Source organism: Flavobacterium shii, from assembly GCF_025847235.1.
In the GTDB taxonomy this organism is placed as follows: Bacteria; Bacteroidota; Bacteroidia; order Flavobacteriales; family Flavobacteriaceae; genus Flavobacterium; species Flavobacterium shii.
Window position 1 is genome coordinate 18985 of sequence record NZ_JAOZEW010000029.1, and the last position, 26960, is coordinate 45944.

16 protein-coding genes are annotated in these 26960 nt (G+C 32.7%); 12 read left to right on the top strand and 4 right to left on the bottom strand.

The genetic code is table 11. The features are described from left to right. The first annotated feature begins 1 nt into the window (after nucleotide 1). Nucleotides 2-1390: a phosphoglucosamine mutase gene (glmM, locus tag OIU83_RS21200; RefSeq protein WP_264208267.1), complete on the top strand. Its 1389-nt coding sequence runs from the start codon at nucleotides 2-4 to the stop codon at nucleotides 1388-1390. 57 nt (nucleotides 1391-1447) lie between these two features. Here the strand turns inward: glmM and OIU83_RS21205 are convergent, their stop codons facing one another. After that, complete coding sequence (locus OIU83_RS21205) at nucleotides 1448-2317, bottom strand: lysophospholipid acyltransferase family protein (protein WP_264208268.1); 870 nt, start codon at nucleotides 2315-2317, stop codon at nucleotides 1448-1450. Between the two features lie 114 nt (nucleotides 2318-2431). Here OIU83_RS21205 and OIU83_RS21210 point away from each other — a divergent pair, with 114 nt between their 5' ends. The 4 genes from OIU83_RS21210 (at nucleotide 2432) to OIU83_RS21225 (ending at nucleotide 6230) form a co-directional block, all read left to right on the top strand. Then, complete coding sequence (locus OIU83_RS21210; RefSeq protein WP_264208269.1) at nucleotides 2432-3070, top strand: rhomboid family intramembrane serine protease; 639 nt, start codon at nucleotides 2432-2434, stop codon at nucleotides 3068-3070. Between the two features lie 49 nt (nucleotides 3071-3119). Next, complete coding sequence (locus OIU83_RS21215) at nucleotides 3120-3812, top strand: SIMPL domain-containing protein (RefSeq protein ID WP_264208270.1); 693 nt, start codon at nucleotides 3120-3122, stop codon at nucleotides 3810-3812. A 353-nt stretch (nucleotides 3813-4165) separates the two neighbouring features. Next, a complete protein-coding gene (locus OIU83_RS21220) occupies nucleotides 4166-5089 on the top strand; it encodes a Dyp-type peroxidase (RefSeq protein ID WP_264208271.1) in 924 nt (307 codons plus the stop codon). A 109-nt stretch (nucleotides 5090-5198) separates the two neighbouring features. Next, on the top strand, nucleotides 5199-6230 hold the full coding sequence (locus OIU83_RS21225) for a cupin domain-containing protein (RefSeq protein ID WP_264208272.1): 1032 nt from the start codon (nucleotides 5199-5201) through the stop codon (nucleotides 6228-6230). Nucleotides 6231-6384: 154 nt separating this feature from the next. On the opposite strand, the gene OIU83_RS21230 is transcribed toward OIU83_RS21225, so the two are convergent. Then, nucleotides 6385-6843: a DinB family protein gene (locus OIU83_RS21230; RefSeq protein WP_264208273.1), complete on the bottom strand. Its 459-nt coding sequence runs from the start codon at nucleotides 6841-6843 to the stop codon at nucleotides 6385-6387. Nucleotides 6844-7150: 307 nt separating this feature from the next. Continuing rightward, entirely contained in the window at nucleotides 7151-11221 is a 4071-nt protein-coding gene (locus tag OIU83_RS21235; protein WP_264208274.1) for a hybrid sensor histidine kinase/response regulator transcription factor, read from the bottom strand. 793 nt (nucleotides 11222-12014) lie between these two features. Between OIU83_RS21235 and OIU83_RS21240 the strand changes: the two genes are divergently transcribed. The 6 genes from OIU83_RS21240 (at nucleotide 12015) to OIU83_RS21265 (ending at nucleotide 22381) form a co-directional block, all read left to right on the top strand. After that, complete coding sequence (locus tag OIU83_RS21240; RefSeq protein WP_264208275.1) at nucleotides 12015-14960, top strand: SusC/RagA family TonB-linked outer membrane protein; 2946 nt, start codon at nucleotides 12015-12017, stop codon at nucleotides 14958-14960. A 10-nt stretch (nucleotides 14961-14970) separates the two neighbouring features. After that, nucleotides 14971-16578 (top strand): RagB/SusD family nutrient uptake outer membrane protein, encoded by a 1608-nt coding sequence (locus OIU83_RS21245; RefSeq protein WP_264208276.1) that lies wholly within the window; start codon nucleotides 14971-14973, stop codon nucleotides 16576-16578. A gap of 33 nt (nucleotides 16579-16611) precedes the next feature. Further along, nucleotides 16612-17679 carry a SusE domain-containing protein gene (locus OIU83_RS21250; RefSeq protein WP_264208277.1) on the top strand — a complete coding sequence of 356 codons (1068 nt, stop codon included), beginning with the start codon at nucleotides 16612-16614 and terminating at the stop codon, nucleotides 17677-17679. A gap of 132 nt (nucleotides 17680-17811) precedes the next feature. Continuing rightward, complete coding sequence (locus tag OIU83_RS21255; protein ID WP_264208278.1) at nucleotides 17812-18906, top strand: glycoside hydrolase family 53 protein; 1095 nt, start codon at nucleotides 17812-17814, stop codon at nucleotides 18904-18906. 3 nt (nucleotides 18907-18909) lie between these two features. Beyond that, a complete protein-coding gene (locus OIU83_RS21260; protein WP_264208279.1) occupies nucleotides 18910-19941 on the top strand; it encodes a glycoside hydrolase family 53 protein in 1032 nt (343 codons plus the stop codon). 97 nt (nucleotides 19942-20038) lie between these two features. Further along, the gene (locus OIU83_RS21265; RefSeq protein ID WP_264208280.1) at nucleotides 20039-22381 is read left to right on the top strand and encodes a glycoside hydrolase family 2 TIM barrel-domain containing protein; all 2343 of its coding nucleotides are present in this window, start codon (nucleotides 20039-20041) and stop codon (nucleotides 22379-22381) included. 194 nt (nucleotides 22382-22575) lie between these two features. Here OIU83_RS21265 and OIU83_RS21270 read toward each other — a convergent pair whose 3' ends face one another. Then, complete coding sequence (locus OIU83_RS21270) at nucleotides 22576-25290, bottom strand: S8 family serine peptidase (protein WP_264208281.1); 2715 nt, start codon at nucleotides 25288-25290, stop codon at nucleotides 22576-22578. Between the two features lie 566 nt (nucleotides 25291-25856). Here OIU83_RS21270 and OIU83_RS21275 point away from each other — a divergent pair. Beyond that, complete coding sequence (locus tag OIU83_RS21275) at nucleotides 25857-26690, top strand: zinc-dependent metalloprotease (RefSeq protein WP_264208282.1); 834 nt, start codon at nucleotides 25857-25859, stop codon at nucleotides 26688-26690. Nucleotides 26691-26960: the final 270 nt, after the last annotated feature.

Sequence of the window (26960 nt, forward strand, 5' to 3'; positions counted from 1 at the left end):
AATGACTTTAATAAAATCGATATCTGGAATACGAGGAACAATTGGTGGTAAGGTAGGAGATAATCTTACTCCGGTTGATGCAGTAAAATTTGCGTCGGCTTATGGAACTTTTCTTAAAAACAATACTAAAAAGGAAAAACTAACAGTAGTAATTGGTCGTGATGCGAGAATTTCGGGCCCTATGATTCATAATCTGGTAGTAAATACATTAGTAGGTTTGGGAATTAATGTAATAGATTTAGGTCTTTCGACAACTCCAACAGTAGAAGTTGCTGTTCCTTTGGAAAAAGCCGATGGAGGAATAATACTTACTGCTTCTCATAATCCGAAACAATGGAATGCATTGAAGTTGCTGAATGAGAAAGGGGAGTTTTTAAATGGAGCAGAAGGAGCAAAAATTTTAGAAATTGCAGAAGCAGAAGCTTTTGATTTCTCAGATGTTGATAGTTTAGGCGAAATCACGATTAATGATGCTTACATGGATATTCATATCGATGAGGTTTTAAATTTACCGTTAGTGGATGTTGAAGCTGTAAAAGCTGCTAAATTTAAAGTTGTAGTTGATGGTGTAAATTCTTCTGGAGGAATTATTATTCCAAAATTATTAGAATTGATGGGCGTTGAAGTAGTAAAATTATATTGCGAACCAAACGGACATTTTCCTCATAATCCAGAACCATTAAAAGAACATCTTACTGATATTTCGGAATTGGTTGTAAAAGAAAAAGCTGATCTAGGGGTTGTGGTTGATCCAGATGTTGACCGTTTGGCTTTTATTTGCGAAGACGGGGAAATGTTTGGCGAAGAATATACTTTGGTTGCTTGTGCCGATTATGTTTTGAGCAAAACACTAGGAAATACAGTTTCGAATATGTCATCATCTCGTGCCTTAAGAGATGTTACTGTTTCTCATGGTGGAAAATATGAAGCCAGTGCAGTAGGTGAGGTGAATGTAGTAGAATTAATGAAAAAGAATAATGCTATTATTGGTGGTGAAGGTAATGGAGGAATTATTTATCCTGAGTCGCACTACGGGCGTGATAGTTTGGTAGGAGTTGCATTGTTTCTGACACATTTGGCTAACAAGAAAATGACAGTTTCGGCTTTGCGTGCTTCGTATCCGGAATATTATATGAGTAAAAACAAAATTGAATTGACACCGCAAATTGACGTTGATGCAATTCTGGTTGCAATGACCGAGAAATATAAAAATGAAGATATCACTACAATTGACGGAGTGAAAATTGATTTTGCTACAGAATGGGTTCATTTGAGAAAATCGAATACAGAACCAATTATCCGTATTTATACAGAAGCGCCATCACAGGAAAAAGCAGATGTTCTTGCTTTAAGAATTATAGATGAAATAAAAGCAATCGCTGGGATTTAATCCAGTGATATGATTTAATAAAAAATGCCCGAAATTAATTTTTCGGGCATTTTTGTTTTATCTTCTGTGTTTCCATCTTTTGTGTGTCCACAAGTAGTATTCGGGAGCTTCAAGAATTTGTTTTTCTACTTCTTTTAAGTATGCGTGTGTAATTTCAAATCCATCTGCTTTTTTGGGTGTATCACAAATAGGAATAAATGTAGCTTCGTAATAACCACGTTTTACCTTTTTTACTTTTACAAATAAAACGCTCAAATTATATTTTCTTGCCAGCATTTCGGCACCGGTATGAACAGGAACTTCAACTCCCATAAAGGTATCCCAATGAAAAGATCGATCTAGTTTTGGAGATTGGTCACTTGCTAAACCATACATGCTTAAAATTCCTTTTCGTTGGTTTTGTGCCATCAATGGAATTATTTTTTTAGTTTCAACTAATTCAGCATCATATTTAGAGCGTATTTTTCGAACTAATTTATCAAAATACGGATTTACAATTTTTTTATAAACTCCAATTCCTCTAAACTTTATTTGTGCATTTAGGGTTAATAACCATTCCCAACTTGCATAATGGGAAGCAACTAAAACTACGCTTTTTCCTTTTTCTTCATAATCTTTTATGAGCTCGATATTGGTAATGACAAATCGTTTGCGCATTTCTTCTGGCGAAATGGTCATTGTTTTTATCATTTCCAAAAACATGTCACACATGTGTTGGTAGAATTTCTTTTCGATTACCTTTCGTTCTTCAGCATTAAGATGAGGTAAGGCAAGTGCTAAATTCTCCTTAACTGTTTTTCTGCGATATCCCACCAAATAATAAACGATGAAGTAAACGACATCAGAAAATAAATAAAAAATAGGAAATGGTAGTATTGATATAATCCAAAGTAATGGATATGTTAGTATATAAATAAGGAATTGCATGCAGTTTATTTTTTTACAAATATAACTCAAAAATGAATAACGCTATATATTTTAATCGGTAACTGTGGTGTCTGGGAGAATGACTATATTTACATCTCACATTAAATATAGAATATGAATACCATTTTGATAGGGATAATTGTTGCCAATGTTTTAGTTAGTTATAAAGGATTTAATGATCTCGCTTTTTTTAGAAAATATGAATTTCACGTGGGAAGTATTCGTTCCGGGGAGCAAATAAGAATGTTGACATCAGGTTTTTTGCATGTTGATATGACACATTTAATTTTTAATATGCTAACACTTTGGTTTTTTGCGCCAGTAGTTATTCAGTATTTAGGGAATTTTTCGTTTGTATTAATCTATATCGGAAGTTTAGTTTTTGGAAGTCTATTAACGATGATTTTTCATAAAAACGATTATAGTTATCGTGCTGTGGGAGCTTCGGGAGCTGTTACGGGAATTTTATATTCGGCTATATTATTGCGACCAGACATGATGCTTGGGATATTCTTTATAATTCCGATGCCGGCGTATCTTTTTGGAATCTTGTATCTGTTGTATTCTATCTACGGGATGAGAGCTAAGAATGATAATATTGGTCATACAGCACATTTTGGTGGTGCAATTGGAGGATATTTAATAACTTTGATAAAAGAACCTACTTTGGTTTACGATCACACGCTAATGGTTGTCTTGTTGGCGATCCCAATTGTCATACTTTTTGTTATGGCAAAGCTGGGGAAACTATAGTGGCACAACTTTTGAAAAGGAATAACAAAATCAATTAAATAATATAAATATGAAAAAAGTAGCTTTATTTTTAACCCTTATGTTTATGACTATGTCTTACGCTCAAGAAACTAAACAAATTCCCCAAATTAGTGTATCTGGTGAAGGAAAAGTGAAAGTTGCACCAGATCAGGCAACAATTTTAGCAACGATAGAAACCAAAGGAACTATTGCTAAAGATGTGAAAAAGCAAAATGATCAAAAAATGGATGCTGTTTTAAAATTCATCAAAAAAATGAATATTCCAACATCTGATTTTAAGACAAAACAGGTTGCGCTAAATCCACAATATGATTATGAAAAAAAGAAACATAATTATAACGCTACACAGACAGTTGAAATCTTGTTGAAAGATTTAACTAAGTATGATGAGTTAATGGAAGGTTTGGTTGATCAAGGAATCAACCGTATCGATGGTGTTACTTTTGAATCTTCAAAACTGGCGCAACATGAGTCTGAGGCTAGAAAATTGGCTATTAAAGACGCAAAGTCTAAGGCAGAAGACTATGTTTCTGTTTTAGGTCAAAAAGTGGGTAAAGCTATCGTTATTTCAGATAATTCTCAAGGATACCGTCCACAACCAATGTATGCAGCTATGAAATCTATGGCAATGGATAGTACAGGTGGAGCTTCGAATGAAACACTTGCTATTGGAGAAATAGAAATTGTATCTAATGTAAGTGTGAGTTTCGTTTTGGAATAAATAAAATCCTCTAAATAGTAAATCCCGTCATTTGTATAAATGGCGGGATTTTTTTTGCTTGACTATTATGTGTAAGAAAAGTTCTGAATCATTTTATGACTTTTCGAGGGGAGAGCAGGATTCAACTTAAAGCTTGGAACCTCTGTGTTTTCTGCATCTTTATTTTTTTAAGTAGAAATTTATACTAGATTTAATTTGGATAGAAATGAATTGTATTGAAAGAATAAAGATCATTTTTTGTATCTTTATTTTGACAATCATTTTTTGTAAATGGAAGGGAATTATGAGAATTGCAATGTATTGAAAACGATTCTGAAATAATATTTTACGTCTAACTATTGAATATTTTATTTATGAGTATTAATTCTCAAAATGTACTGGATTACCCAAACAACAATACCATTTTTATGGTTTGGAATTTTAAACAGAATGTTATTTTTGGGGATACTTTTAAAAATATTTGTTCCTTAATAACTAATCTTAATAATTCTGCAAAAACTCGTTTTCCAGAATCTAAGGCTAGTGTTGTTATGGGTATTGGCTATGAAGCCTGGCTTTTATTGGACCTGCCTAAACCTCTGCCAAAAGAATTAATATCATTTGTACCTATTACAGGATCTAAGCATACAGCAGTTGCTACTGGTGGAGATTTGCATTTTCATATACGCTCCACCGAATACAGTTTTTGTATTGATGCGGCCTCAGCTATTTCGAATATTTTATCAGGTATTGGTGAAAGTGTTGAAGAAATTCACGGATTTAGATATTGGGACAGTCGGAGCATTTTGGGGTTTGTGGATGGTACAGAAAATCCACATGGATATGATAGACAGCACTTTGGGATAATTGGAGATGAAGAGGTTATTTACAAAGGAGGAAGCTATCTTTTTGTTCAAAAATACATTCATGATCTCAATGCGTGGAAGTCTCTTCCGGTAAGTGAACAAGAAAAAATAATTGGCAGATCAAAAGTAGATGATATCGAAATGTCTGACGATGTGAAGCCATCCAATTCACATTCGGCACTTTCCAATGTTGGAGATGATTTAAAAATTGTACGGGACAATATGCCATTTGGTAATATGTCTACAAATGAAATGGGAACTTATTTTATTGCGTATGCAAGTTTATTTAGTACAACACAAAAAATGCTTACCAAAATGTTTGTTGGTTCTCCAAAGGGCAATTATGATCGGATTTTGGATTTTAGTACGCCCAAAACAGGAGCTCTTTTTTTTGTACCAACTTTTGATATGCTAAGTCAATTTACTGAATAAGTAATTAAACTGAAAAAACTAAAAAAGACCATCAGCTGGATTAATAAAATGAATTAAGATGGTAAAATAATTTTTTGAAATGATTTCATGATTTAATTTATATAATAAGATGGAAGAAAATATTTCTCAATTTAAATATCAGCTTGAAAAAAAAATGCCAAGAACTGGTAATGGCGGTATAACAAGGGGAGCATCTGTAAATGACTTTCCTGCATCTGTAGGTATCGCAGGGGTGAGTATGCATCTAGAACCCGGAACGATACGTGAACTTCATTGGCATGCAAATGCAGCCGAATGGGCTTATGTGGTAAAGGGAAATGTACGTACTACAATTATTCATCCTGATGGCAGTTCTCATATTGATTATTTTTCTCCGGGCGATGTTTGGTATTTCCCAAAAGGATATGGGCACACATTGCAAGGCATCGGAAATGAAGAATGTCATTTTATCCTAATTTTTGACAACGGCAATTTTTCGGAAGATCATACTTTTAGTATTACCGATTTTATTTCAAGTGTTCCTAAAGAGGTGGCAGCAAAGAACCTGAATATTTCTATAGAAGAAGCCGAAAAATTATATCAGGGTGAAGCTTATTTTTCCCGATGCGAAAATCCGACTTTTAAAAACCATTTGCTTTCAAAGCGCAACAATATTGAACTTATATCAACACATAGATACCCATTACTAGCACAACAACCTAAAATATTTGCAGGAGGTAGACAAAGAGTAGTCACGCAAAATGAATTTCCTATTTCTAAAACTTTTTCGGGTTCGTTATTAGAAATAGAACCAGGTGCAATGCGTGAAATGCATTGGCATCCAAATGCAGATGAGTGGCAATATTTTCTAGAAGGTAGTGGAGAAATGGGTGTTTTTTTAGCACAAAGTAATATTGTAATAGACCAGTATGAAGTAGGAGATATAGGTTATGTACCTATGGGGGCAGGTCATTATATAAAAAATACTGGAAGTGTTGTTTTAAAGGTTTTAATTGGACTTAACAGTGGTAATTATGAAGCAATAGAATTAAGTACTTGGGTCGCTTCAAACCCTACTGACATAATAGAAGGCAACTTAGGAGTATCAAAAGAAATGGCGAAAAAGTTTGTAAATAATACTGATGCTATAATTTTAGAATAAATATGTAATGAATTGTTGTTTTTAATCAGGAATTCAAAGAGATATAACTGTTTTAACTAAAAAGATTTAATAGTATAACCTAATCCTTTTATGGTATGAATTAGGTTGTTTTTGAAAGGGGCATCTATTTTTTTCTTAAAATAAAACTTAGTTTTTAGCAACAATCTAATTTATCAATTAATCTGCGATGATAATTTATTTGACCAAGGTGATAACTTAAATGAGCAAACAAATGAACTAGTAGATATTCAGTTGTAGTTGTTTCAGAAAACTTTAAAATTGGATAATCTTTTTGTAAATCTTCATTTGTAACCTTAATAAGAGAATCTTTAACAACTTGGATGGTGTTATTTATGTTTTCAATCAATTCTTTTTTGGGAACGTTTTTTTGAGAAAATTCAAGTTCTCTATTTCTAACATAATTTGTTCTCCCAATTTCTTTTCCAATAAATGTGTTTAAGTTTCCAACTAAATGTAAAGCTAAATTCCCTGCCGAATTAGAAATATTCTTTTCTACGCGCCAAATATCTTCTTCTCTCTTATAAAGTTCAATCTCTATTATTAACTTGTTCAGGTCTCTTTCAAAAAGTGAAATTAATGTTTCTGCATTCATTTTATTTCTTAATTATGTTTTCGGATTTATAATACCAATTTTAGTTTTTTATAATTCAAATTTATTGAATTTACGAATACTTTTAATATCGATGAATATAAAAATCATAACTAATTAAGTGGCGTTCGTTTGCTACTTTTCTTTTGCCGCAGAACCTTGAGATAATTCATAGAGATTTTGGTTTTCGTTCAAAGTGGTATTTACAAGTATCATACAAAAAGGGTTATTGGCTTTGACAATATTATTAATTTTTTTTAGACCTGTATTATAATGAATTAACTAATGTTTTAATTCTTAAAAATTCTAATTATGTAATATCTTTTTTCTGAATGATATTTAATTCCTTATTAAAAGAATTTCTATATTTTTTAATATACTCTGAAGGTTTCATTCCAAACAATTTTACGAACTGTTGACGGAAATAGCGCTGATCTTCTATACCAACCTGAGGGCCAACCTGTGCGATATTAATATTTTCAGTAAGCATAATTACTGCGGCTCTGCGGATTCTGATAGATCTGATGAAAATATTTACGGTTTGTCCCGAAATTGCTTTAATCTTTTTGTAAAGACTTGAATGACTCATACCCATTGCAGCAGAGAAACTCTTTAGGTTAAATTCGCTGTTTTCAAGATTGGCTTCGACAATTTTGATACATTTATCAAGAAACTCTTTGTATTCAGTGGGAACTTTATTTACATTTTCACGAAGTGTAATACTATCTAAGAAATACTTGCGCAATTGCCCTCTGTTTCGAAGAACAGAATCTACTCTTGCCAGCAGTATATCACTGTCAAAAGGTTTGGTAACATAATCATCGGCACCTTCTGTAATACTTAGCAAATGAATGTCATTACTGGTTGTAGCCGTGAGTAGTATTACAGGAATATGGCTCAAATCATCATTTTGCTTGATTTTTTTACATAAATCCAAACCGTTCATGCCTTCCATAGAGATATCACTGAGTACAATATCTGGGATATGTTTTTCTACAAGTTTCAATCCTTCAAAACCATTATTTGCAGAATAAACAATATAGTTTTTGGAGAAAAGTTGCACGAGATAATGATTCATTTCGGGATTGTCTTCAACAATTAGCAATACTTTTTTTGTACTGATTAATGCTGACTGCAGATTTTCTGGATGTGATGGTTGAACTCCTTTTTCATATGTATTTGGTTGAGTGGCAGGCATTCCTTCAAGAAGTTCTTCCACAAGAGGAGACATATGTGGATGATTCTCGTTTATGTTCATTTCTGCAAAATGGCTATTTCCTTTCGGAAGTGTAATAATGAACGAAGTGCCTTTTCCAACTTTGCTTTTACACTTTATTTCACCATGATGTTTATTCACAAAATATTTGGCAATATAAAGGCCTATTCCAAAACCATTGCTGGCTTTAGACTGAATTTGCTTGAATTTTTCAAAAATAGTATCGATATCATTTTCATTGATCCCGCTTCCAGTATCGGATATAATTATCGAAACATCAGCAATATTCTCAATTATCTCAATGGTTATCGATCCTTTATTAGGAGTAAATTTGAAAGCATTGGAGATTAAATTGAACAGTGTAATCTCTATTTTTTCATAATCGCCATATATTTCGGTCGGTGTTTTTTCTTCAATAAATTGATAGTTTAAACTTTTAACAGCTGCCATTTGCGTAAAGCTTTCGTAGATTTCCCGACAAAGTATGTTTAAATTAATCCTCGAAATTTTGAGCTCATCAAGATCCATTTCTGCTTTTCTAAACAGTAGTAATTGATCCGTAAGACTCAATAATCGTTTAGCATTTTTATAGGCAAGATTTAGGTCAAGATCATCCTCAGAGTGGTTTTTCCTTTCAATTGCACTTTTAAGCGGATTTATAATTAAGGATAAAGGAGTACGCAATTCATGAGCCATATAAGTAAACATAGAAAACTGTTTTTCGGCATGTTCCTTATCTTTTTTATGTTCCATTCGAGAAAGTTTTATTTCATAACGAAGTCTTTCCTTGTTTTTGTGATAACCTACATATGCGTAAATAGCACCGATTGCACCGATTAAATAAAATGTATATGCCCACCATGTTCTATACCAAGGCGGAAGGATTTTTACTGTTGCCAGCGTTACTTCATCGGTCCAATTCCCCAAAACATCGGTTGTCTTTACTTTAAAAACATAAGTTCCTTCGGTTAGTCTTGAATAATTTGCTCTGTTACTATTTGAGGTATAATTCCAATCTTTATCCCAGCCTTCTAGAAAGTAAGCGGTATTGATTTTTTCTGAATTGACATAATCAAGATAAACAAAATCAAAACTTAATGCCGATTTTTCATAAGGGAGTTCGACACCGCTTATCATTTCGAGTTTTTTTTCGGTTATGTAAGGACTGTCTAATTTTAAAGACTGATTGTTTACCATCAAATCATTTAATAAAAATTTGCCGGTATTTTTTTTGTCTTTTATACTGTCAGGATGAAAAACATTGAATCCGTTTATACCTCCAAAAATAAATTCTCCTGTAGAAAGTTTCGTACCCGCATTCCAGCTAAATTGATTACTCTGAAGCCCATCAGCAACCCCGAAATTTCTAAAAGTATTATTCTTAGGATTCAATCTTGAAATTCCATGATAAGTACTCATCCATAAATTTCCTTTTTTGTCTTCCAAAAGACGAAGTATTGTATTACTTGAAAGACCGTTTTGAGTGGTATATTTTTTATAAGTACCAGTTTTTCTATTAAATAAAAGCAGACCACCTTCTACTGTACCAATCCAAATGTTTTTATTTTGATCTTCTGTTATGCATCTGATTGTGTAATCAGAATGATAGGTTTTTACTTTTTTTGTTTTTGGTTCTATCTCAAAAAAAGAATTGAATGTTCCGCCCCAGATTTTCCCGTCTTTGGTTTCATAGAGACAAGTAACATCACGTAAAGTGGTACTGTAGCAAATGAATTTATTTTGTTTTTTATCAAATTGATATAATGCGCCTCCATTAGTTACGGCAAGCCATAGCACTTTTTTTGAATCTAAGAAGAGTAGCCATGATTCCTGTTCTGCTTTTTTAGTGTATTGATTATAAATTGAAAAATTTTGAATTGCTTTTGATTTTGGATCGATACGGCATACTCCGCCTTTCCACATAGCCACCCAGATTGCATTATCAGAATCTCTGACTATACTTGTAACGAAATTACTTTGAATTTTTCTGCCACCAGATGATTTTGTAGAGTAGACTTCGTAGGTATTTTGTTTTCTATTCCAGTATCGCATTCCGTCACCATCTGTACCTATCCAGATATTTTTCTTTTCATCTTCGCAAAAAGAAACCATGAAGTTTGCGGCAGGATCTTCATCTTCTTTATTGGTCTGCTGGACTGTACTTTTAAAATGATTAAAATAGAGTGGTTTTTTCCCTATCATGCTTACACCGCCACGCAGGGTTCCAAACCACATTTCTCCGTTTTTACTCTCGAATATATCATAAAGAGATTTACTCTTAAGTAATGAAACAGGGCCATTTGCATGATATAAAACAGGAGTAGACTGTTTTTTTGTAATAGTGTAAAGACCCGCTCCGTCTGTGGCAATCCAAAGTTTATTGTCTTGCTGAAAAAAATCGCGTACTACTGTTTTCTCCAGAAAGTAATTTTTAGAATACGTATTCAGTTTCTCATTATATAAGTAAGCCCCTTCGTCTGAGCCAATCCAGAGTCCTTCATTTGTTAACTTTATACAATTTGCGCCTGCAATTGCATTGCTAAGAAGTGTTAATTTTTTGGATTTAATATCATACTGGCAAAGACCAGAACCTGTTATAAAAACATAGAAGATTTGTTTTTTTGCATTGTAAGATATTGATCTGGCTATATAATTTAATTTTCCATTAAAAGGTATCGCCGTTCCAGTTTGCTCGCCTTCTTTATAAGCAACTATCATCTCTTTTGTTGCGACGAGAATTATATTTTGAGAATGTACAGCAATTATCTCATAAGCAGTAATTTTTAAAGGTTTAGGTTTTTTATCAATTCCTAAATATTTTAATGGAGTAAAGGAGGAACGTTCTGCATTAAAAACAACTGGACCAGCTGTTGTTCCTATCCACAAATTATTCTTATAGTCACCTTCAATACAGCTTATAGCATTTCCTTGAATAGAATTAGGATCAGTATGAATATGACGGTAAATTTTAAAATCATTACCATCATATCTGTTGAGCCCATCAAAAGTTCCAAACCACATATATCCATTTTGATCTTGATATATCGTCGCAACAGAATTATTAGAAAGTCCTGATGAAATATCAAGATGCCTTATCGGGTAATTCTGTCCAAATGCATTTATGTAAAGAAGACTAATAACAAGAAAGGACATTAACTTATTCATAGAATTTTTTTTTAAAAAGCTTCTTGCTCTTTAGATATACGAAAAATACAAGAAATGTGATCTGAAAGCTGGGTCAATTTTTTATATGAATATATGTGAAATCTGTATACTTTGCGAAAATAACGTATTTATTATATAGTGTGTAAAATTAACATTTGTTTTTTACATTAATTACTGGTTGTGATTTCTATGTTTTTTTCTCTTATTAAAGATCAAAATTTTGAGATTCTTCAAGTAAGTGTATTGGTAATGTATTGGTTAAAAAACACAACCTTAATTGATTGTCAAATATATTATTATAATGGATAATTATTCGTTTTGTCATTTTTTTTAGAATAAAAAATTGAAGAATATGTTTTTATTTAGTGTTGTATGCAAGCTTTTACGAAATTGTCCCCTTTTATAAATGAATTTTTCCCTGTCTTAAAAACTTGTTGTATCCTTAATTTGCAAAGTGAGTTGATAAGCTACAACGATTGAATAATAATTTTTTGTTTTTTTATTCAATGTAAGTCAATGAAAACAATCTAACCAATTATCGTAACCAGAAAAACAATTTAAAATGACCAACATTCCAATTAAAATTTACCAAGAGAAACCTTTTCTCATTCCAAAAAAAATAGAATAAGCTTATTTAAGAAGCAGATTATAATCTTTTAGAAACGATTTCTATAGAAACAATTATCCAAAAAAATAAGCCTTGTTTCTTTTAAAGTTATATATCTCTGCAATCATTTTGTAACCAAACACTAATTAAATAAAACCAACTTAAATAAAAACCAATTTAAAAAGTATGAAAAGAATTAAAACCAAATTTTTACTTTTATTACTGCTCCTTCCTTTTGGTGTTTTTGCTCAGAACACAATTAGCGGGGTTGTTCTGGAAAAAAATTCCGGACTACCAATACCGGGAGTAAACGTAAAAGTATCAGGAGGAAATAGTAATACCTCCACAGACTTTGATGGAAAATTTCAATTACCAGGAGTAAAACCAGATACCAAAATTATTTTTTCTTATACAGGTTATACCAATCAGATTATTACGGTTGGAGGGCAGAAAAATTTAACGGTACATCTTGAAGAAGACACCAGTTTATTAAAAGAAGTAGTAGTTCAGGTAGGATATGGAAGCGTTAAAAAGAAAGATGCTACAGGATCTGTTACTGCACTTACTACAAAAGACTTTAATAAAGGAAATAATATTACAACGGAGAATCTTCTTAGTGGTAGAGTAGCCGGTTTAACTATTAATTCAACAGGGGCGCCAGGTTCCAGTTCTCAAATTAGAATTCGTGGAGGAAGTTCTCTTTTTGCTAGTAATGACCCTCTTATTGTAATTGATGGATTACCTCTGGATAATACTACAAATACAGGATCTTCATCGTTTTTGGCTTCGTTAAATCCAGCAACTGTCGAATCAATAACGGTTTTAAAAGACGCTTCGGCTTCGGCAATTTATGGTTCTCGAGCTTCAAATGGTGTAATTATTATAACTACCAAAAAAGGAAGTAAGACCTTATCTGTAGATTATAATGTACAATACGCAGCTGGTACGCTTACTAAAACTGTTGATGTTTTTAGTGCAGATGAATTTAGAAAAGTTATTGCAGACAGAAGATCAGATGATATTGATAAATTAGGGACGGCAAATACCGACTGGCAAAAAGCAATTTATAGAAATACAGGAACGGTTGATCAAAGTTTATCTCTTAGAGGAAGTCTGTTTGATATTATTCCAACAAGCTTAACTTTAGGAAATACAGATCAACAAGGTTTAAGATTGACCAATAATTTCAAAAGAAACACGGTGGGTTTAGTAATGAATCCGGCTTTCTTAGACAATCACTTAAAATTAAAGCTTTCTGCTAATTACTCAAATGAAATAAACAGATTTACAGATGCTGTTGAAGGCGCTGCTATAGGTTTTGACCCAACGCAACCTATAAGAGTTGATGGGGCACCTTATGGAGGATATTTTGAATATATTACAGGTATTGATGCAAACGGAAATTATCCTTTGGTATCTACAGCAGCAAAAAATCCGGTTGCTCAATTATTAAATACAAACGACAGAGGAACCAATAACAGAATTTTCGGGAATTTTGAAATAGATTATAAATTTCATTTTTTCCCTGCTTTAAGAGCAGTTGTTAATGTTGGTTTTGATGAGTCAAATGGGGATAGAACGAGATTGGTTGGCGCCAATGCAGGTTCTGCAGCTTCAAACAACAATATTCCTTATGGAACAAATGAGTATACCGAAGCTACCAGAAAAAATAAATTATTAGACACTTATTTTGTGTATAACAAAACCTTTAGTTCTTTGAATTTTGAATTAACAACGGGGTATTCATATCAAAAATTTCAAAGTTCAAAATTTGAAACAGGTAATATTTTGAATCCGGACTTACCTTCAACTTTCCCTAAAACTACTTTCGATACAGATGTTGTTTTATTGGGATTCTTTGCAAGAACTAATTTAAACTTTAGAGATAAATACTTATTAACGTTATCATACAGGAGAGATGGTTCTTCGAGATTTGAAGAAGCAAACCGTTGGGGAAATTTTCCTTCTATAGCATTTGCATGGAAAATAAAAGAAGATTTCTTTAAAGATAACAATTCTTTATCCGATTTAAAATTAAGATTGAGTTATGGTATCACAGGACAACAAGATATTCCTGAACCAAATGGATATTTGCAAAAATACCAGGTCGGGATAGGGAATTCTGAATATTATTTTGGAGCAAGTCCAGTTCCGGTTGCACTTCCTTCCAAAAGAACAAGCGATTTAAAATGGGAACAAACTATTTCTTATAATGCGGGTCTGGATTTTGGGTTTTTAAACAACCGTTTATCTGCAGGACTCGATGTTTACTATAAAGAATCCAAAGACTTATTGGTAAACGCAGCAATCTCCGACGGTAGTAACTTCTCAAATCGTGTCTATCAAAACGTGGGTAGCTTTACGACAAAAGGGATTGAATTTACTATTAATGCCAATGCTGTTAAAACGGAAACTTTTAATTGGAATATGAATTTTAATATCTCCAAATTCGAAAGAAGGATTGAAAAACTTATAAATGGAACAGATATATTTTTAGGAGATAATATTGCGGGAACAGGAACTCCGGGACAAATTTTTAGAGAGGGATATACGCCTTATTCTTTTTATGTATACAAACAAATGTATGATACTAGTGGAAAACCAATCGATGGAGCTTTTGCAGATTTAAATGGAGATAATGTTAAAAATGACTCCGATAAATACATCTATAACAATCCAGATCCTGATTTTACTTTAGGATTTGCATCAAATATGAATTATAAGAAATTTGATTTTTCGTTCAATTTAAGAGCAAGTGTTGGTAATAGAATTTTTAATGCAGTAGATGCTGCCAGAGCACAATATGATGCCATGGAAAACGGTGGTGTTTTAAGCAATGTTCCTTCATCGATAACACAAACTAATTTTCAAACAACTTCCAATGTTGTCTTATCCGATTTGTATATCGAGAATGCTTCTTTCTTAAAAATGGATAACATTACTTTAGGATACACATTAACAAATTGGTTAAACAGTAAAGCTTCTTTGAGAATATCAACAGGAGTTCAGAATGTTTTTGTAATTACAAAGTATAGCGGTTTAGATCCGGAAATCACTAATAATAATGGTGTAGACAAAACAATTTATCCAAGACAACGATCTATCTTATTTGGTCTTAATCTTAAATATTAATAACGAAGCCATGAAAAAATATTTTTTAATAACAATTATAGTATTAACTACTGCTTTTCAGTCTTGTACTGATGATTTAAACGTGGTTTCCAGAGATGAAGATGTTGTTTCTTCGGATGTTTTATTTTCGACTCCGGACGGATATAAAAAAGCTTTTGCGGGAGTGTATGGAAATTTAACTTTAACAGGAGTACTTGGTCCAGATAACTCTTCGCTAGAAGGGGTAGATGCCGGAACAAGCCAGTTTACAAGATGTTTATTGTACTTGCAGGAATTAACCACAGACGAATTGGTCTGGAGTTATGAGAATGATGGAGGAACAGCCGAATTACAACGTAATATCTGGACACCTGCAAATCCGGTTATTCTGGGAATGTTTAGCCGAACAATGGTTTCTGTATCCTACGCCAATGAGTTTTTACGCCAGAGTACACCCGAAAAATTAAGCGCAAGAGGTATTAACGATGCTACGACTTTGGCCAACATCGAGCTCTACCGAAAAGAAGTGCGTGTTTTAAGAGCGTATGCCTATTATAACATGATGGATTTATTTGGTAAAGCACCAATGTATACCGAAAATGATCCTGTAAATTTTGCTGGTCCTGAATTTAACAGAAAACAATTATTTGATTTTATTGAAACTGAATTAAAAGCTGTTTTGCCAGATTTAAAACCAGCAAGAAGCAATGAATACGGTAGATTAGACCAATCTATGGCACGTATGATTTTGGCAAAAATGTACTTAAATGCTCAGGTATATATTCAAGCCAATCGTTTTAATGATTGTATTACAATGTGTAATGAGATTATTGCAAGCGGTTATGTTTTAAAACCAAAATATCTGGACAACTTTAAGGCAGACAACAATACTTCGGAAGAAATTATTTTCGGAATCCAGTCAGATGGATCAGTTTCTCAAAACTGGGGAGCAACAACTGTTTTAACAAATGGTCAAATTGGGGCATGGGAAAACAATGGTGCCGATTTTGGAGTTGGTGGCTGGACCGGAGCACTTCGTATCAGAAAAGAATTTGCTCAAAAATTTGATGGTACAAAATTCAGTCAAGATGCCAGAAATACTATCGGGAAAGGGGTTCAGGGTGATCCTGTAAAACAAAGATCTATCGATATACTAGACATTGGTGTAAAAACACAAGGCTATATTTTATCTAAATTTTCTAATAAAACTTCAACAGGAGTAAATGGAGTAAGCTCAACTTTTGTCGATACTGATTTCCCATTATTTAGACTTGCTGATGTATATCTTATGTATGCCGAAGCAACTTTAAGAGGAGGAAACGGTACAATTCCTCAAGCATTAGATTATGTAAATGCTTTAAGGATGCGAGCCAACAATAATTCGACAGTAGGAAATATTGTTTTAAGCGAATTAACTCTTGATTTCTTAATTGATGAAAGAGCCCGCGAATTACACTGGGAAGCACATAGAAGACAAGATTTAATCCGTTTTGGAAAATATACCGGTGGATCTTACAATTGGGCATGGAAAGGAAATTCTTCAAAAGGGATTTCGATTCCTTCTTATAGAAGTATTTTCCCTATTCCCGAAGGATCATTGGGAGCCAATAAAAATTTGACTCAAAATGCTGGTTATTAAAAAAACTCTTTTAACAATATAAACGATACGAAAATGAAACATATTTATAAAATTTTTATAGCTATTGCCTTAATCACAGGATTATGGTCTTGTGAAAATGAAGAAAATCTAATGATTTTAGAGCCTCAGGAAGCTGCTTTTTCAATCATTACGCCCGATACTGGTTCTTCGATTATTCTTAATAAAGCAACTCCCAGTAATACTGCTTTGACTTTAACCTGGGAAAAGGTAAATTATGGAACTCCAACAATTGTTACTTATACCATACAATTTGCAGCTAGTAATACTGAATTTGCAGCCCCACTTGATATTTCATTTTCTACGACTACTCATGGTACAATGACAGTTGCCGAACTTAATGCAAAGGCACTTGAACTTGGACTAGAGCCAGATGCAGAAGGAACTATTGATGTAAGAATTAAATCGACAGTAGGAACAACTGGTTCTGAGCCAAAATTTTCAGAACCTATTACAATTATTGTTACACCTTACAAAGGCGTTTTTCCTAAAATTGACTTGTATTTAGTAGGACCGGGTACCGCAGCAGGATGGAGTGTTACCAGCAACAATATGCCTATTTACAGAGATACCAAAGACAATACAAAACACTATTATACAGGATATTTTAATAAAGATGGTTTTAAATTAATCGAGCAAATTGGTTTCTGGGCTCCGGCTTACGGAACTAATGGTGACAAAGTAATGTATAGAGCTACCGAAAACGATACCGATCCGGGAGTTTTCCCAACTACAGCTGCCGGTTATTATACTTTTGAAATTAATCTTGAAGATTTAACATATAAAATTGCTCCTTACACAGGGCCAATGACAACCTATGCTACAATTACTTTGACTGGATCTGTATTAACAGGAGATGATGCTGGCTGGAATATGGATGTTCCTTTGGTACAATCAACATTTGATGCGCATATCTGGAAAGTTACTCAAACTTTAAAAACCGGAAAAATGAAATTTAAAGCCAATAACAGTTGGGATGTAAGTTGGGGTGATGATGGTGGAGATATCCTTGTTGATGCTGGAAAATACGATATATGGTTCAATGATCTGGATGGTCGTTATATGTTCATTCCTACTCCATAAATAGGATAAAAGATAAAGATAAGCCTCAATGATATCGATTTGAGGCTTAATCTTTACGCAAGAAGGGTTTTATTTAAAACTCAAAATCACCACAATACAACATATAAATTTCGATCATTATAATTCATAGTTATGAAAAAATATATAAAATTTCTTGGTCTTTTTGCCTTGGCAGTAATTCAATTTTCTTGCTCAGGTAATGATTCCTCAGATGCACAAGCTATCCCGCCAGATGCAAATGATACTTTCATCAGAGCCTCGGATGTTTCTTTTCTTCCTCAAATGGAAGCTTTGGGCACTAAGTTTTACAATAATGGTAAAGCAGAAGAGATGCTTACAACACTTAAAAATGCAGGTTGTAATACAGTCCGAATTCGTTTATGGAAAAACCCTGCATTTGGGTATTCTGGTTTAAGTGAAGTGAAACAATTAGCTCAAAAAGCAAGACAAACTGGTCTTAGAGTTTGGTTAACAGTACACTATTCAGATACTTGGGCAGATCCGGGTGAGCAAACTGTTCCTCAGGAGTGGAAAAATTTGTCTTTTGCAGATTTAAAAGCGGCAGTTTCGTCTTATACTTCAACAATTATGGAAGAAATTAAGCCTGATATTATTCAAATTGGTAATGAAATCAATAGTGGATTACTATGGCCACAAGGAAATTTAATCGATAATGAACAACAATGTATTGCTTTACTAAGTGCTGCCAGCGCAACAGTGCGTAGTAAATCTCCAGGCACAAAAATAATGATTCATTATGCAGGTGTAAATGGCGGGGCTACAGATTGGTTTTTTACCAAAATGAAAAGTGTAGATTACGATTATATTGGATTATCGTATTATCCTGTTTGGCACGGTAAAGATTTAACAGTTATAAAGAATACAATTGATGCTTTAGGAAAAAAATTCAGTAAAAAAGTCCTGATTGCAGAAACTGCTTATCCTTTTACCTTATTACACAACGATCAAACTAATAATATTGTAGGTACAAACGATCAATTGGTTCCTGGATATCCTGCAACTCCTGCCGGACAAAGAACTTTTGTTTTTGCAATTAAAAATATAGTAAAAGCATCAGAATACGGACAAGGATTTGCGTATTGGGGCGGAGAATGGGTGGCTTTTAAAGGGCCACAATCTCAAAGTGGCTCTACATTCGAAAATCAAGCTTTATACAGTTTTGACAACAATGCCTTATCAGTAATGCAAGCTTTCAGTAAAGACTAAAATATGAAAAAATCACTTAAAGTTGTATCTTTTTTAATGATAATTGCCGTTCTATTTGCTTCATGCAAATCTAAAATAGCAAGTGAAAAAAAATCTTTTTCAAAAGGAGCAGATGTAGGCTGGCTGCCACAAATGGAAGCAACAGGCTATAAGTTTTATGATGCAGACGGTTCTCAAAAAGACTGTCTGCAATTATTAAAAGATCGTGGTATCAATACAATTCGTTTGCGCGTTTGGGTAAATCCAAATGATGATAAAGCAAGTGGACACTGCAGTCCGGAAGAAACAGTTGTCATGGCAGTTCGTGCGCAAAAAATGGGAATGCGAATCATGATTGATTTTCACTACAGCGATTCCTGGGCAGATCCCGGAAAGCAAAAAAAGCCCGCTGCATGGGAAAATCATTCTTTTCCCGAATTGCTAAATGATGTATATAAACATACTTATGATGTTTTGAAATTATTAAAAAATGCTGGAGTAACCCCCGAATGGGTTCAAGTTGGAAATGAAATTCCAGGCGGTATGCTTTGGCCAGAAGGAAGTACAGACAACTTTGGTCAACTGGCACAATTACTAGATAAAGGGTATGAAGCAACTAAGGCGATTGACTCCAAAATTAAAGTTATTGTGCATTTGGACGAAGGAAATAAAAATGAAAAATTCAGATGGTTTTTTGATAAAGCCACAGAACACAATGTAAAGTATGATGTTATTGGGTTATCGTATTATCCGTATTGGTTAAAAAGCGATTACAAAGAAAGTATCACCGATTTAGAAAATAATCTAAAAGACATGGCTTCACGCTACAATAAAGAAGTAATGGTAGTAGAAGTTGGTGGCGATTATACATTAGTTGAAAACACCAATGAAATGCTTGAAGCCACTATAAAAGCAGTGAAAAATGTTCCCGATAATAAAGGCTTAGGTGTAATTTACTGGGAACCAGAAGGCGAAAAAAGCTGGAGCGGTTACCAACTAAATGCTTGGTTGGACAACGGAAAACCTTCACCGGCACTTGATGCTTTTAAAGAATAAATCACAATTAACTGATGCTTAAAAATCAGTATAAGCCATTTAACAAATTAAGAATATTTAAAACTTAATTTCTAAATGGTCAAAAAATAAAATGAATATGAAATTAATTTTTAAATCAATCTTTTTCTTGTTTCTAATCACTTTTTCTTTTGGAAAAGTTCAGGCACAATCTCGTACAAAAATCAATTTTGGTGCCGATTGGGAATTTAAAAGAGAAGAAGGTTCCTCTCCAAATTGGGAAAAAGTTACAATTCCGCATACCAATCGACTTGAGAAATTAGTAGTAATTAAACAGTTTCAGGGAACTTCGTGGTATCAGAAAAAATTCAAAACTGAGGCTTCAAAAGATCAAAAAACTTTTTTGTACTTTGAAGGTGTTATGCAGGAAGCTGATGTTTGGATTAATGATAAAAAAGTAGCAAATCATAAGGGTGGTTATTTACCTTTTACTGTTGATGTTACACCATACTTAAATTCAAATAATGAAAATACGATTAAAGTAAAAGTCAACAATGAAGACAATCCGGATTTTTTACCTGGAAAGCCTTTGAAAGATCTGGACTTTAATTATTATGGAGGAATCTATAGAAATGTATATTTAATTAAAACTTCCAAATTATATATTACAGATGCCGTTGCTGCCAATAAAGTAGCTGGGGGAGGAGTATACGTTAATTTTGAAAATATAGGTAAAGATGAAGCTTCTGGAAGTATTCAGGTACATTTAAAAAATGAATTTGAAAGTGATAAAAATACTTTTTTGAAATTTATTTTAACCGATAATAAAGGAAAAAAAGCAGAATTTAAATCTGAAAATTTTGCTATAAAATCAAACACTGATTTTACTTTGGTACAAAAAATTTCGGTTAAAAAACCAAAATTATGGTCTATAAAGAATCCTAATTTATACCAATTAGAAGTTCAGGTTATTTTGGATAATAAAATTGTTGATTCTAATTTATTAAAAGTTGGAATCAGAAAGTCTGAATTAAAAGCTGATGGGTATTATTTAAACGATAAAAAAATATATCTCAACGGAACCAATGAACATCAGGAATATCCATATTTAGGATATGCAATTTCTGATGAGGCGCAATATCGTGATGCTGTAAAAATTAAGAATGCCGGCTTTGATTTCGTTCGATTGTCACATTATCCTCATGCAGAAGCTTTTTTAAATGCTTGCGACGAATTAGGGATTTTGGTTATGAATAGTTTAACTGGATGGCAATTTTTTGGTAATGAAACTTTTCAAAAAAATGCGTATCAGGATATTCGGGATATGGCAAGGAGGGATAGAAATCATCCAAGTATTATTTTTTGGGAATCCTCGCTGAATGAGACAGAAATGAGTGAAACCTTTATGAAAGAAGCTACTAAAACGCTAAAAGAAGAATTACCATTTGCTCATAATTATAGTGCAAGCTGGATTGATAATGAAAATTATGATTTATTTATTCCTGCACGTCAGCATGCAAAAGCACCTGATTATTGGACAAAATACAGCAAGGGAAATCGTAAAATTTTCATTGCCGAATATGGCGATTGGGAATATTATGCACAAAATGCCGGTTTTAACCAAACTGAGTTTTCGAATTTAAAAGAAGATGAAAGAACTTCCAGACAATTAAGAAGTAATGGCGAAAAACGCTTGTTACAGCAAGCATATAATTTTCAGGAAGCTTCTAACTCCAACCGAAAAGGGGCAGAAACTATTGGAGAAGCCAACTGGTTAATGTTTGATTATAATCGTGGTTATAGTCCGGATCTGGAGAGTTCAGGAATTAGTGATATTTTCAGAATTCCAAAATTTGCTTATTATTTTTATCAAAGCCAGCGTGATGCCAATGTAGTTCTGGATAAAAAACTAGCGTCGGGACCAATGGTTAATATTGCAAATTACTGGACAGCAGAATCGCCTTTGAATGTTACTGTTTACAGTAATTGTGATGAGGTAGCTTTATATTTAAATGATCTTTTGGTTGCCAAAGAAAGACCATTCATTGGTGGCAATAGTGACAAATTACAACACGCTCCTTTTATCTTTAAAATAGAGAAATTTAAAGCAGGAACGTTACGAGCAGAAGGTTTTATTAATGGAAAAAAAGTAGCTTCAAATGTGGTGAGAACCCCGGAAACAGCTTCAAGAATAGAGTTGAGTTATGACATTTCATCCAAAGCTGTTAATCCGGAATATCCCGATATGGTTTTTGTTTATGCCAAAATCACCGATGCAAACGGAACAGTTATCCCAACAGCAACCAGCGAAGTAACTTTTGCTTTAAGCGAAGGAAATGCAGAGATAATAGGTCAAAATCCAATTAATGCTGAAGCTGGAATTGCAACTATTATTCTTAAAACTAAGGATCTAAAAAATAAAATTGTACTTAAAGCTTCGTCAGGTCAATTAAAAGACAGCACTATTTCAATTACAAAATAATAATGCAATAGTAAAGACATCCTTTTGAGAGGATTCTAAATTAATTAAAAATTCAGGTATATAGCTGCTCTAAATTAATTATGGAAGCTATATACTTGAATTTATTGTATAAAAAACATTCGAAGTTCAGTTTTAACAAAGGATAAATCTTGTTTTATAATGAGGTTATTACCGCTATAACCTGAAATAATAGCTTAATAAACTGCAATTTTCCCTGTTTGTATTTCGCCTAAGCTTGTAATTATTTTATAGATATAAATTCCCGCTGCAGTATTTTTTAGATTGATAGTATTGCTTTTTGAAAGTAACGGAGATGTAATGGTATTTTGTCCGCTAATGTTGTACAAATAAAAAATAGCGTTTTCCTCTTTTTTGGCTTCAATATTTAATTCTTCATTTTTGCTTAAAAGCGTAGGATGGACAAAAAACAAATCATTACCTATATAATTAGTATTAAGAATTAGAGAACTTATTTCATTATTGTTTTCTAAAATTAGATTGATTTTATATTTATTGCTGCCTTTTATTGGGGCAATATCAAGAAAAGAAAATGTCTTTGAATTGATATCATTTATGGTATTAATAACACCTTCGGCATTATTAATTATTTTTATTAAGTCAATTCTTTTGATATTATATAAACTGAAAAGACTGGCGTTAATCCTTACTTTGTCCTCCTCATAAATTTCTGCCAAAGCTAATTCGAAATAACAATTTGAGTTTTGTGCATACTTTAATGTTGACTCACTTTTTATTCCTTCGCTATTTTCAAATACTGGAATAACAGTGTGAATTTTTTCATCTGTATAAGTATAATTAGCGTTTGTTGTTTGTTCCTTAAATTCTAAATTATCTCCTATGAGTTGGTAAATATTAAACGAAGTAACATCGGCTGGTTTATCCCAATTAATCTCGGTTGTGCCATCACAAACTAAGCTTGTACGGATATTTAAATCATAAGAAATCGTAAAACTATCAGAGATATAATCGGTATTATTAATGTTCATTTTTAATTTGGCTTTTGAGAATTTTTTTTCTGTAGGAGTATAAGTAAATTGTTCGCTATCTAGATTTATACCATTTGCGATAATTTCCCAAGTCTGCCCATTATTGTAACTAATAGATAATTGTCCAGGGAAACCAGAAAATGAAGAATTCCATTTAAAAGGGGAGATCGTCTTACCATCATAGGGGAAATTATCATTATTGACAGGGTAATTCCATTCAAATTGATTTTGTAATTCATATTCGTAAGCGATGCTGTATTCTTGAGACGCATTCGAGACGTATGCACCAATGATATTGATAGTATAAGACCCGGAAACAGGGGTTTCAATAGTCACTTGTTCTATATTATTAATTTTATCTTTTCCTCTTACAGCTTCCTGCAGAGGTGCATCAGGATTAAGAATCCATGGTAAAAAAGTAGTATTTTCAGCCGAAATAACCTCTATATCTAAATCGTTTACCAAACTTATATTACTATTGATTGCAGCGGGCAAATCGTTCCAAACTAATGTTATTTTTAAGTTTTTTGCATTTGCAGGAAGGGTAATGGTATGTGAATTTGTCTGACCAGATGTCAAATTACCAGATATAATTCTATTTTCGCTGATCGTTTTTAAGCTTTTATCAGCATTGATATTACCATAACCATAGGTAAAATCCGGACCTATGTTGCCTAAATCTTTTGCGCTATTAATTAAAATTGCTTTTGTAAGGGCATTTGTCAAAGGGGTATTGTTTATCGTTTTATAATGTTGTTTCATAAGCGTAATAATTCCTGTAGCTAATGCTGTAGAATTTGAAGTTCCTTGTGTGCTAAAGGCTACTAACTCTGGTTTTATTCGGCCGTCATAGGCTGGACCTTTTGAAGAAAACGGCATAATTACCTCGTTTTGATCAATACAACCCAATGCGATACTATTTTTGGATTGCTTGAAATTACCAGTAATAGATTTATAACCTTGAAGACCACTATTACCGGAGGAAAAACAATGAGTTAAATCGGTATTTAAGAATAATTGCGAGTCATAAGCATTAGCGAGCGAACCATAAAAATTCTCAATCACTGTACCGTAGGAATGATTTTGGGTCGTAGCACCTTGTAAAGTTTCTATTTCATCAGGATAGATATTCAAAAAATCAGACGATTGTAACTTAGCCTTTTGAGCGACGCCTTTTCCTAGTGCAGAACTATTTCCTAATCCGGAAACTATAGTTGCCATAGCCGTCGCATGGCTCGATACAATAGCCGATTGTGTAGGGGAAAGAATGTGCTTATTTAATAGATCAATATCATTTACATCAAATAAATCATCTTTGATAGCTACAATTTGATTTTCGCCTGTTAAAAGAGGAAAATTAGTATTGGCTTTATTTATAGCATTGACACTAAAATTTTGATCTATTATTTTAGATTCACCTTTTGGTTGCAGTGATTCTTGCGAAATAGAAGACACACTGTTCAAATCTATAATTTCATCTATAATTTTTTTGGAATCACTTTTTATGATTACAAGATGGTTATCTAATATTTTGATATCAGAAATATTCATTGATTTCAAGTCGGTAATTAATGCATTGATAGTATCAGTTGCAATTATATACTGCTTGTCTTCCTTATGATCTGAAAAATTTGATGGTAATTTCCATAAACTATTAACTGGGAGAATTTTTTTTGAAGGTTGATTAGATCTTAAACTTTCATTTTCAACAATGCAAAAAGTACTGTCGAGTTTTTTTACAATCTTGTATTTGTTGTGATGTGCATTTTCTAAAGATGTAAAATAGTATTTCTCAAATTTTATTTCGTTTTCTTTTTTTATGTATCGTTTCCATTTTTCAGAGCTTTGTGAGAGGCAGGTTGTCGTTATTATAAAGAGGAGAAAAGTAATTTGTTTCTTCATTTACTGTAGATATTAGGGCAATTATAAACATTTTTATTAATGGTAAATGGTACAAAAATTAACTATTACAGCTGTTTATCACTTTTTAATTTAGATAAAATAAAGATGAAATTGTACTTAATGATTTCTTTTTGAAATATTTATCCATTGTAGGTAAGTCAAAGTTATTAAATTATTTGTAAAAATTTTATGAGTTTTTATTTCATTTAGAATCTCCAAAATCTACATGATAATATTTCCTTTTTATAACCTTGTTTTTATTTTTAATGTGGTACAAAATTGTAAAATCATTTTTTAGCACATGCTGGACAAAATAAAATATTAAAACAGTTTTATTATGTGTAATAGGTTGATTTGTATTCGATTATTGATTTTACTGGGCTTGTAGCAATAGTCAGATAATTAGCATTAAAAACTCATATAAAATAATATAACAAAAAGCGTTAAATTTGTTAAATAATTATTTCATAAGTATTTTAAGATTAAAATTTTTATAAATTTGAGAATGAATATTTTGTAAAGCCCCTAATTTTTCAACTTATTTTAATAACCCAAAACACCTACTTATGAAAAAAATTAAATCAATTTTAGCCTTGTCATTTATAGCGCTAACAGTATTGTCCTGTAATAAAGAAGATGCACCAGGTCAATCAAATCAAGAATCTCTTAAAGTAACACCGGAAGTGTTAAATAAAATTAGTTCACTTTCACTGAATACTTCAGATGTTAAAGTGATTAAAAATACCAAACTAGATGGTACTACTGAGGATGCATTCCTGATAGAAGGAGATATCATCATTACTCAAGATCAATTAAAGAAAATGGATCTTCACGGAGGTATTACCACAGAACAATACCGCACTACTAATCTAGTGTCTGCTCCAAGAACTATTAAAGTGGTTGGATTAACAGGGACTGGTACAGCAACATCTCTAAGTGCAAATATGATTACTGGATTGCAAGCTGCCGTAAATAGATACAATAGTTTAGGATTGTCTATTAACTTTACACTAACCTTTAGTTCAAGTACTGCTGGTGCAAATATTGTTGTAGCAAGACAGGTTGGATCTGCCGGTGGAGTAGCTGGTTTCCCTTCAGGAGGGGCACCTTATAGTTCAGTTACATTATATTCTGGATTAGATACTTATTCTACAGGTGTAAATGCTCACGTAGCTGCACACGAAATAGGTCACTGTATCGGTTTACGTCATACAGACTGGTTCAGCCGTCAAAGTTGTGGACAGAATGCAAGCGAAGGAACAGCTGGTGTTGGTGCAATCCTAATCCCGGGAACACCTTCAGGATATGATGCAACCTCTTTTATGAGAGCTTGTTTCAGTTCAAGCGAGACTGGAGCTTTCAATGCTAATGATGTTACAGCTCTGAATTATTTATATTAGAAGTTGAATTTGAATTAGAGTTGTCTTTACAAAATACCAGAGGCTGTTTCATAATTTGTGAAGCAGCCTTTTTTTATTGGATGTCTTTGCTAAATCGTTTGTTATTTTAATATTCTAAATGATATCTAATTAGAAAATACAGCAACTTGTTAGGTAATGAGATTGTAAATTTTTTAAGGTTTTTGAAAAAACACATAGCTTAGGAACAGTTTGTTTTTTGTGGTGCTTTGTGAAAATATCAAGTTAACAGCTATTTTAAAAAAAAGCAGG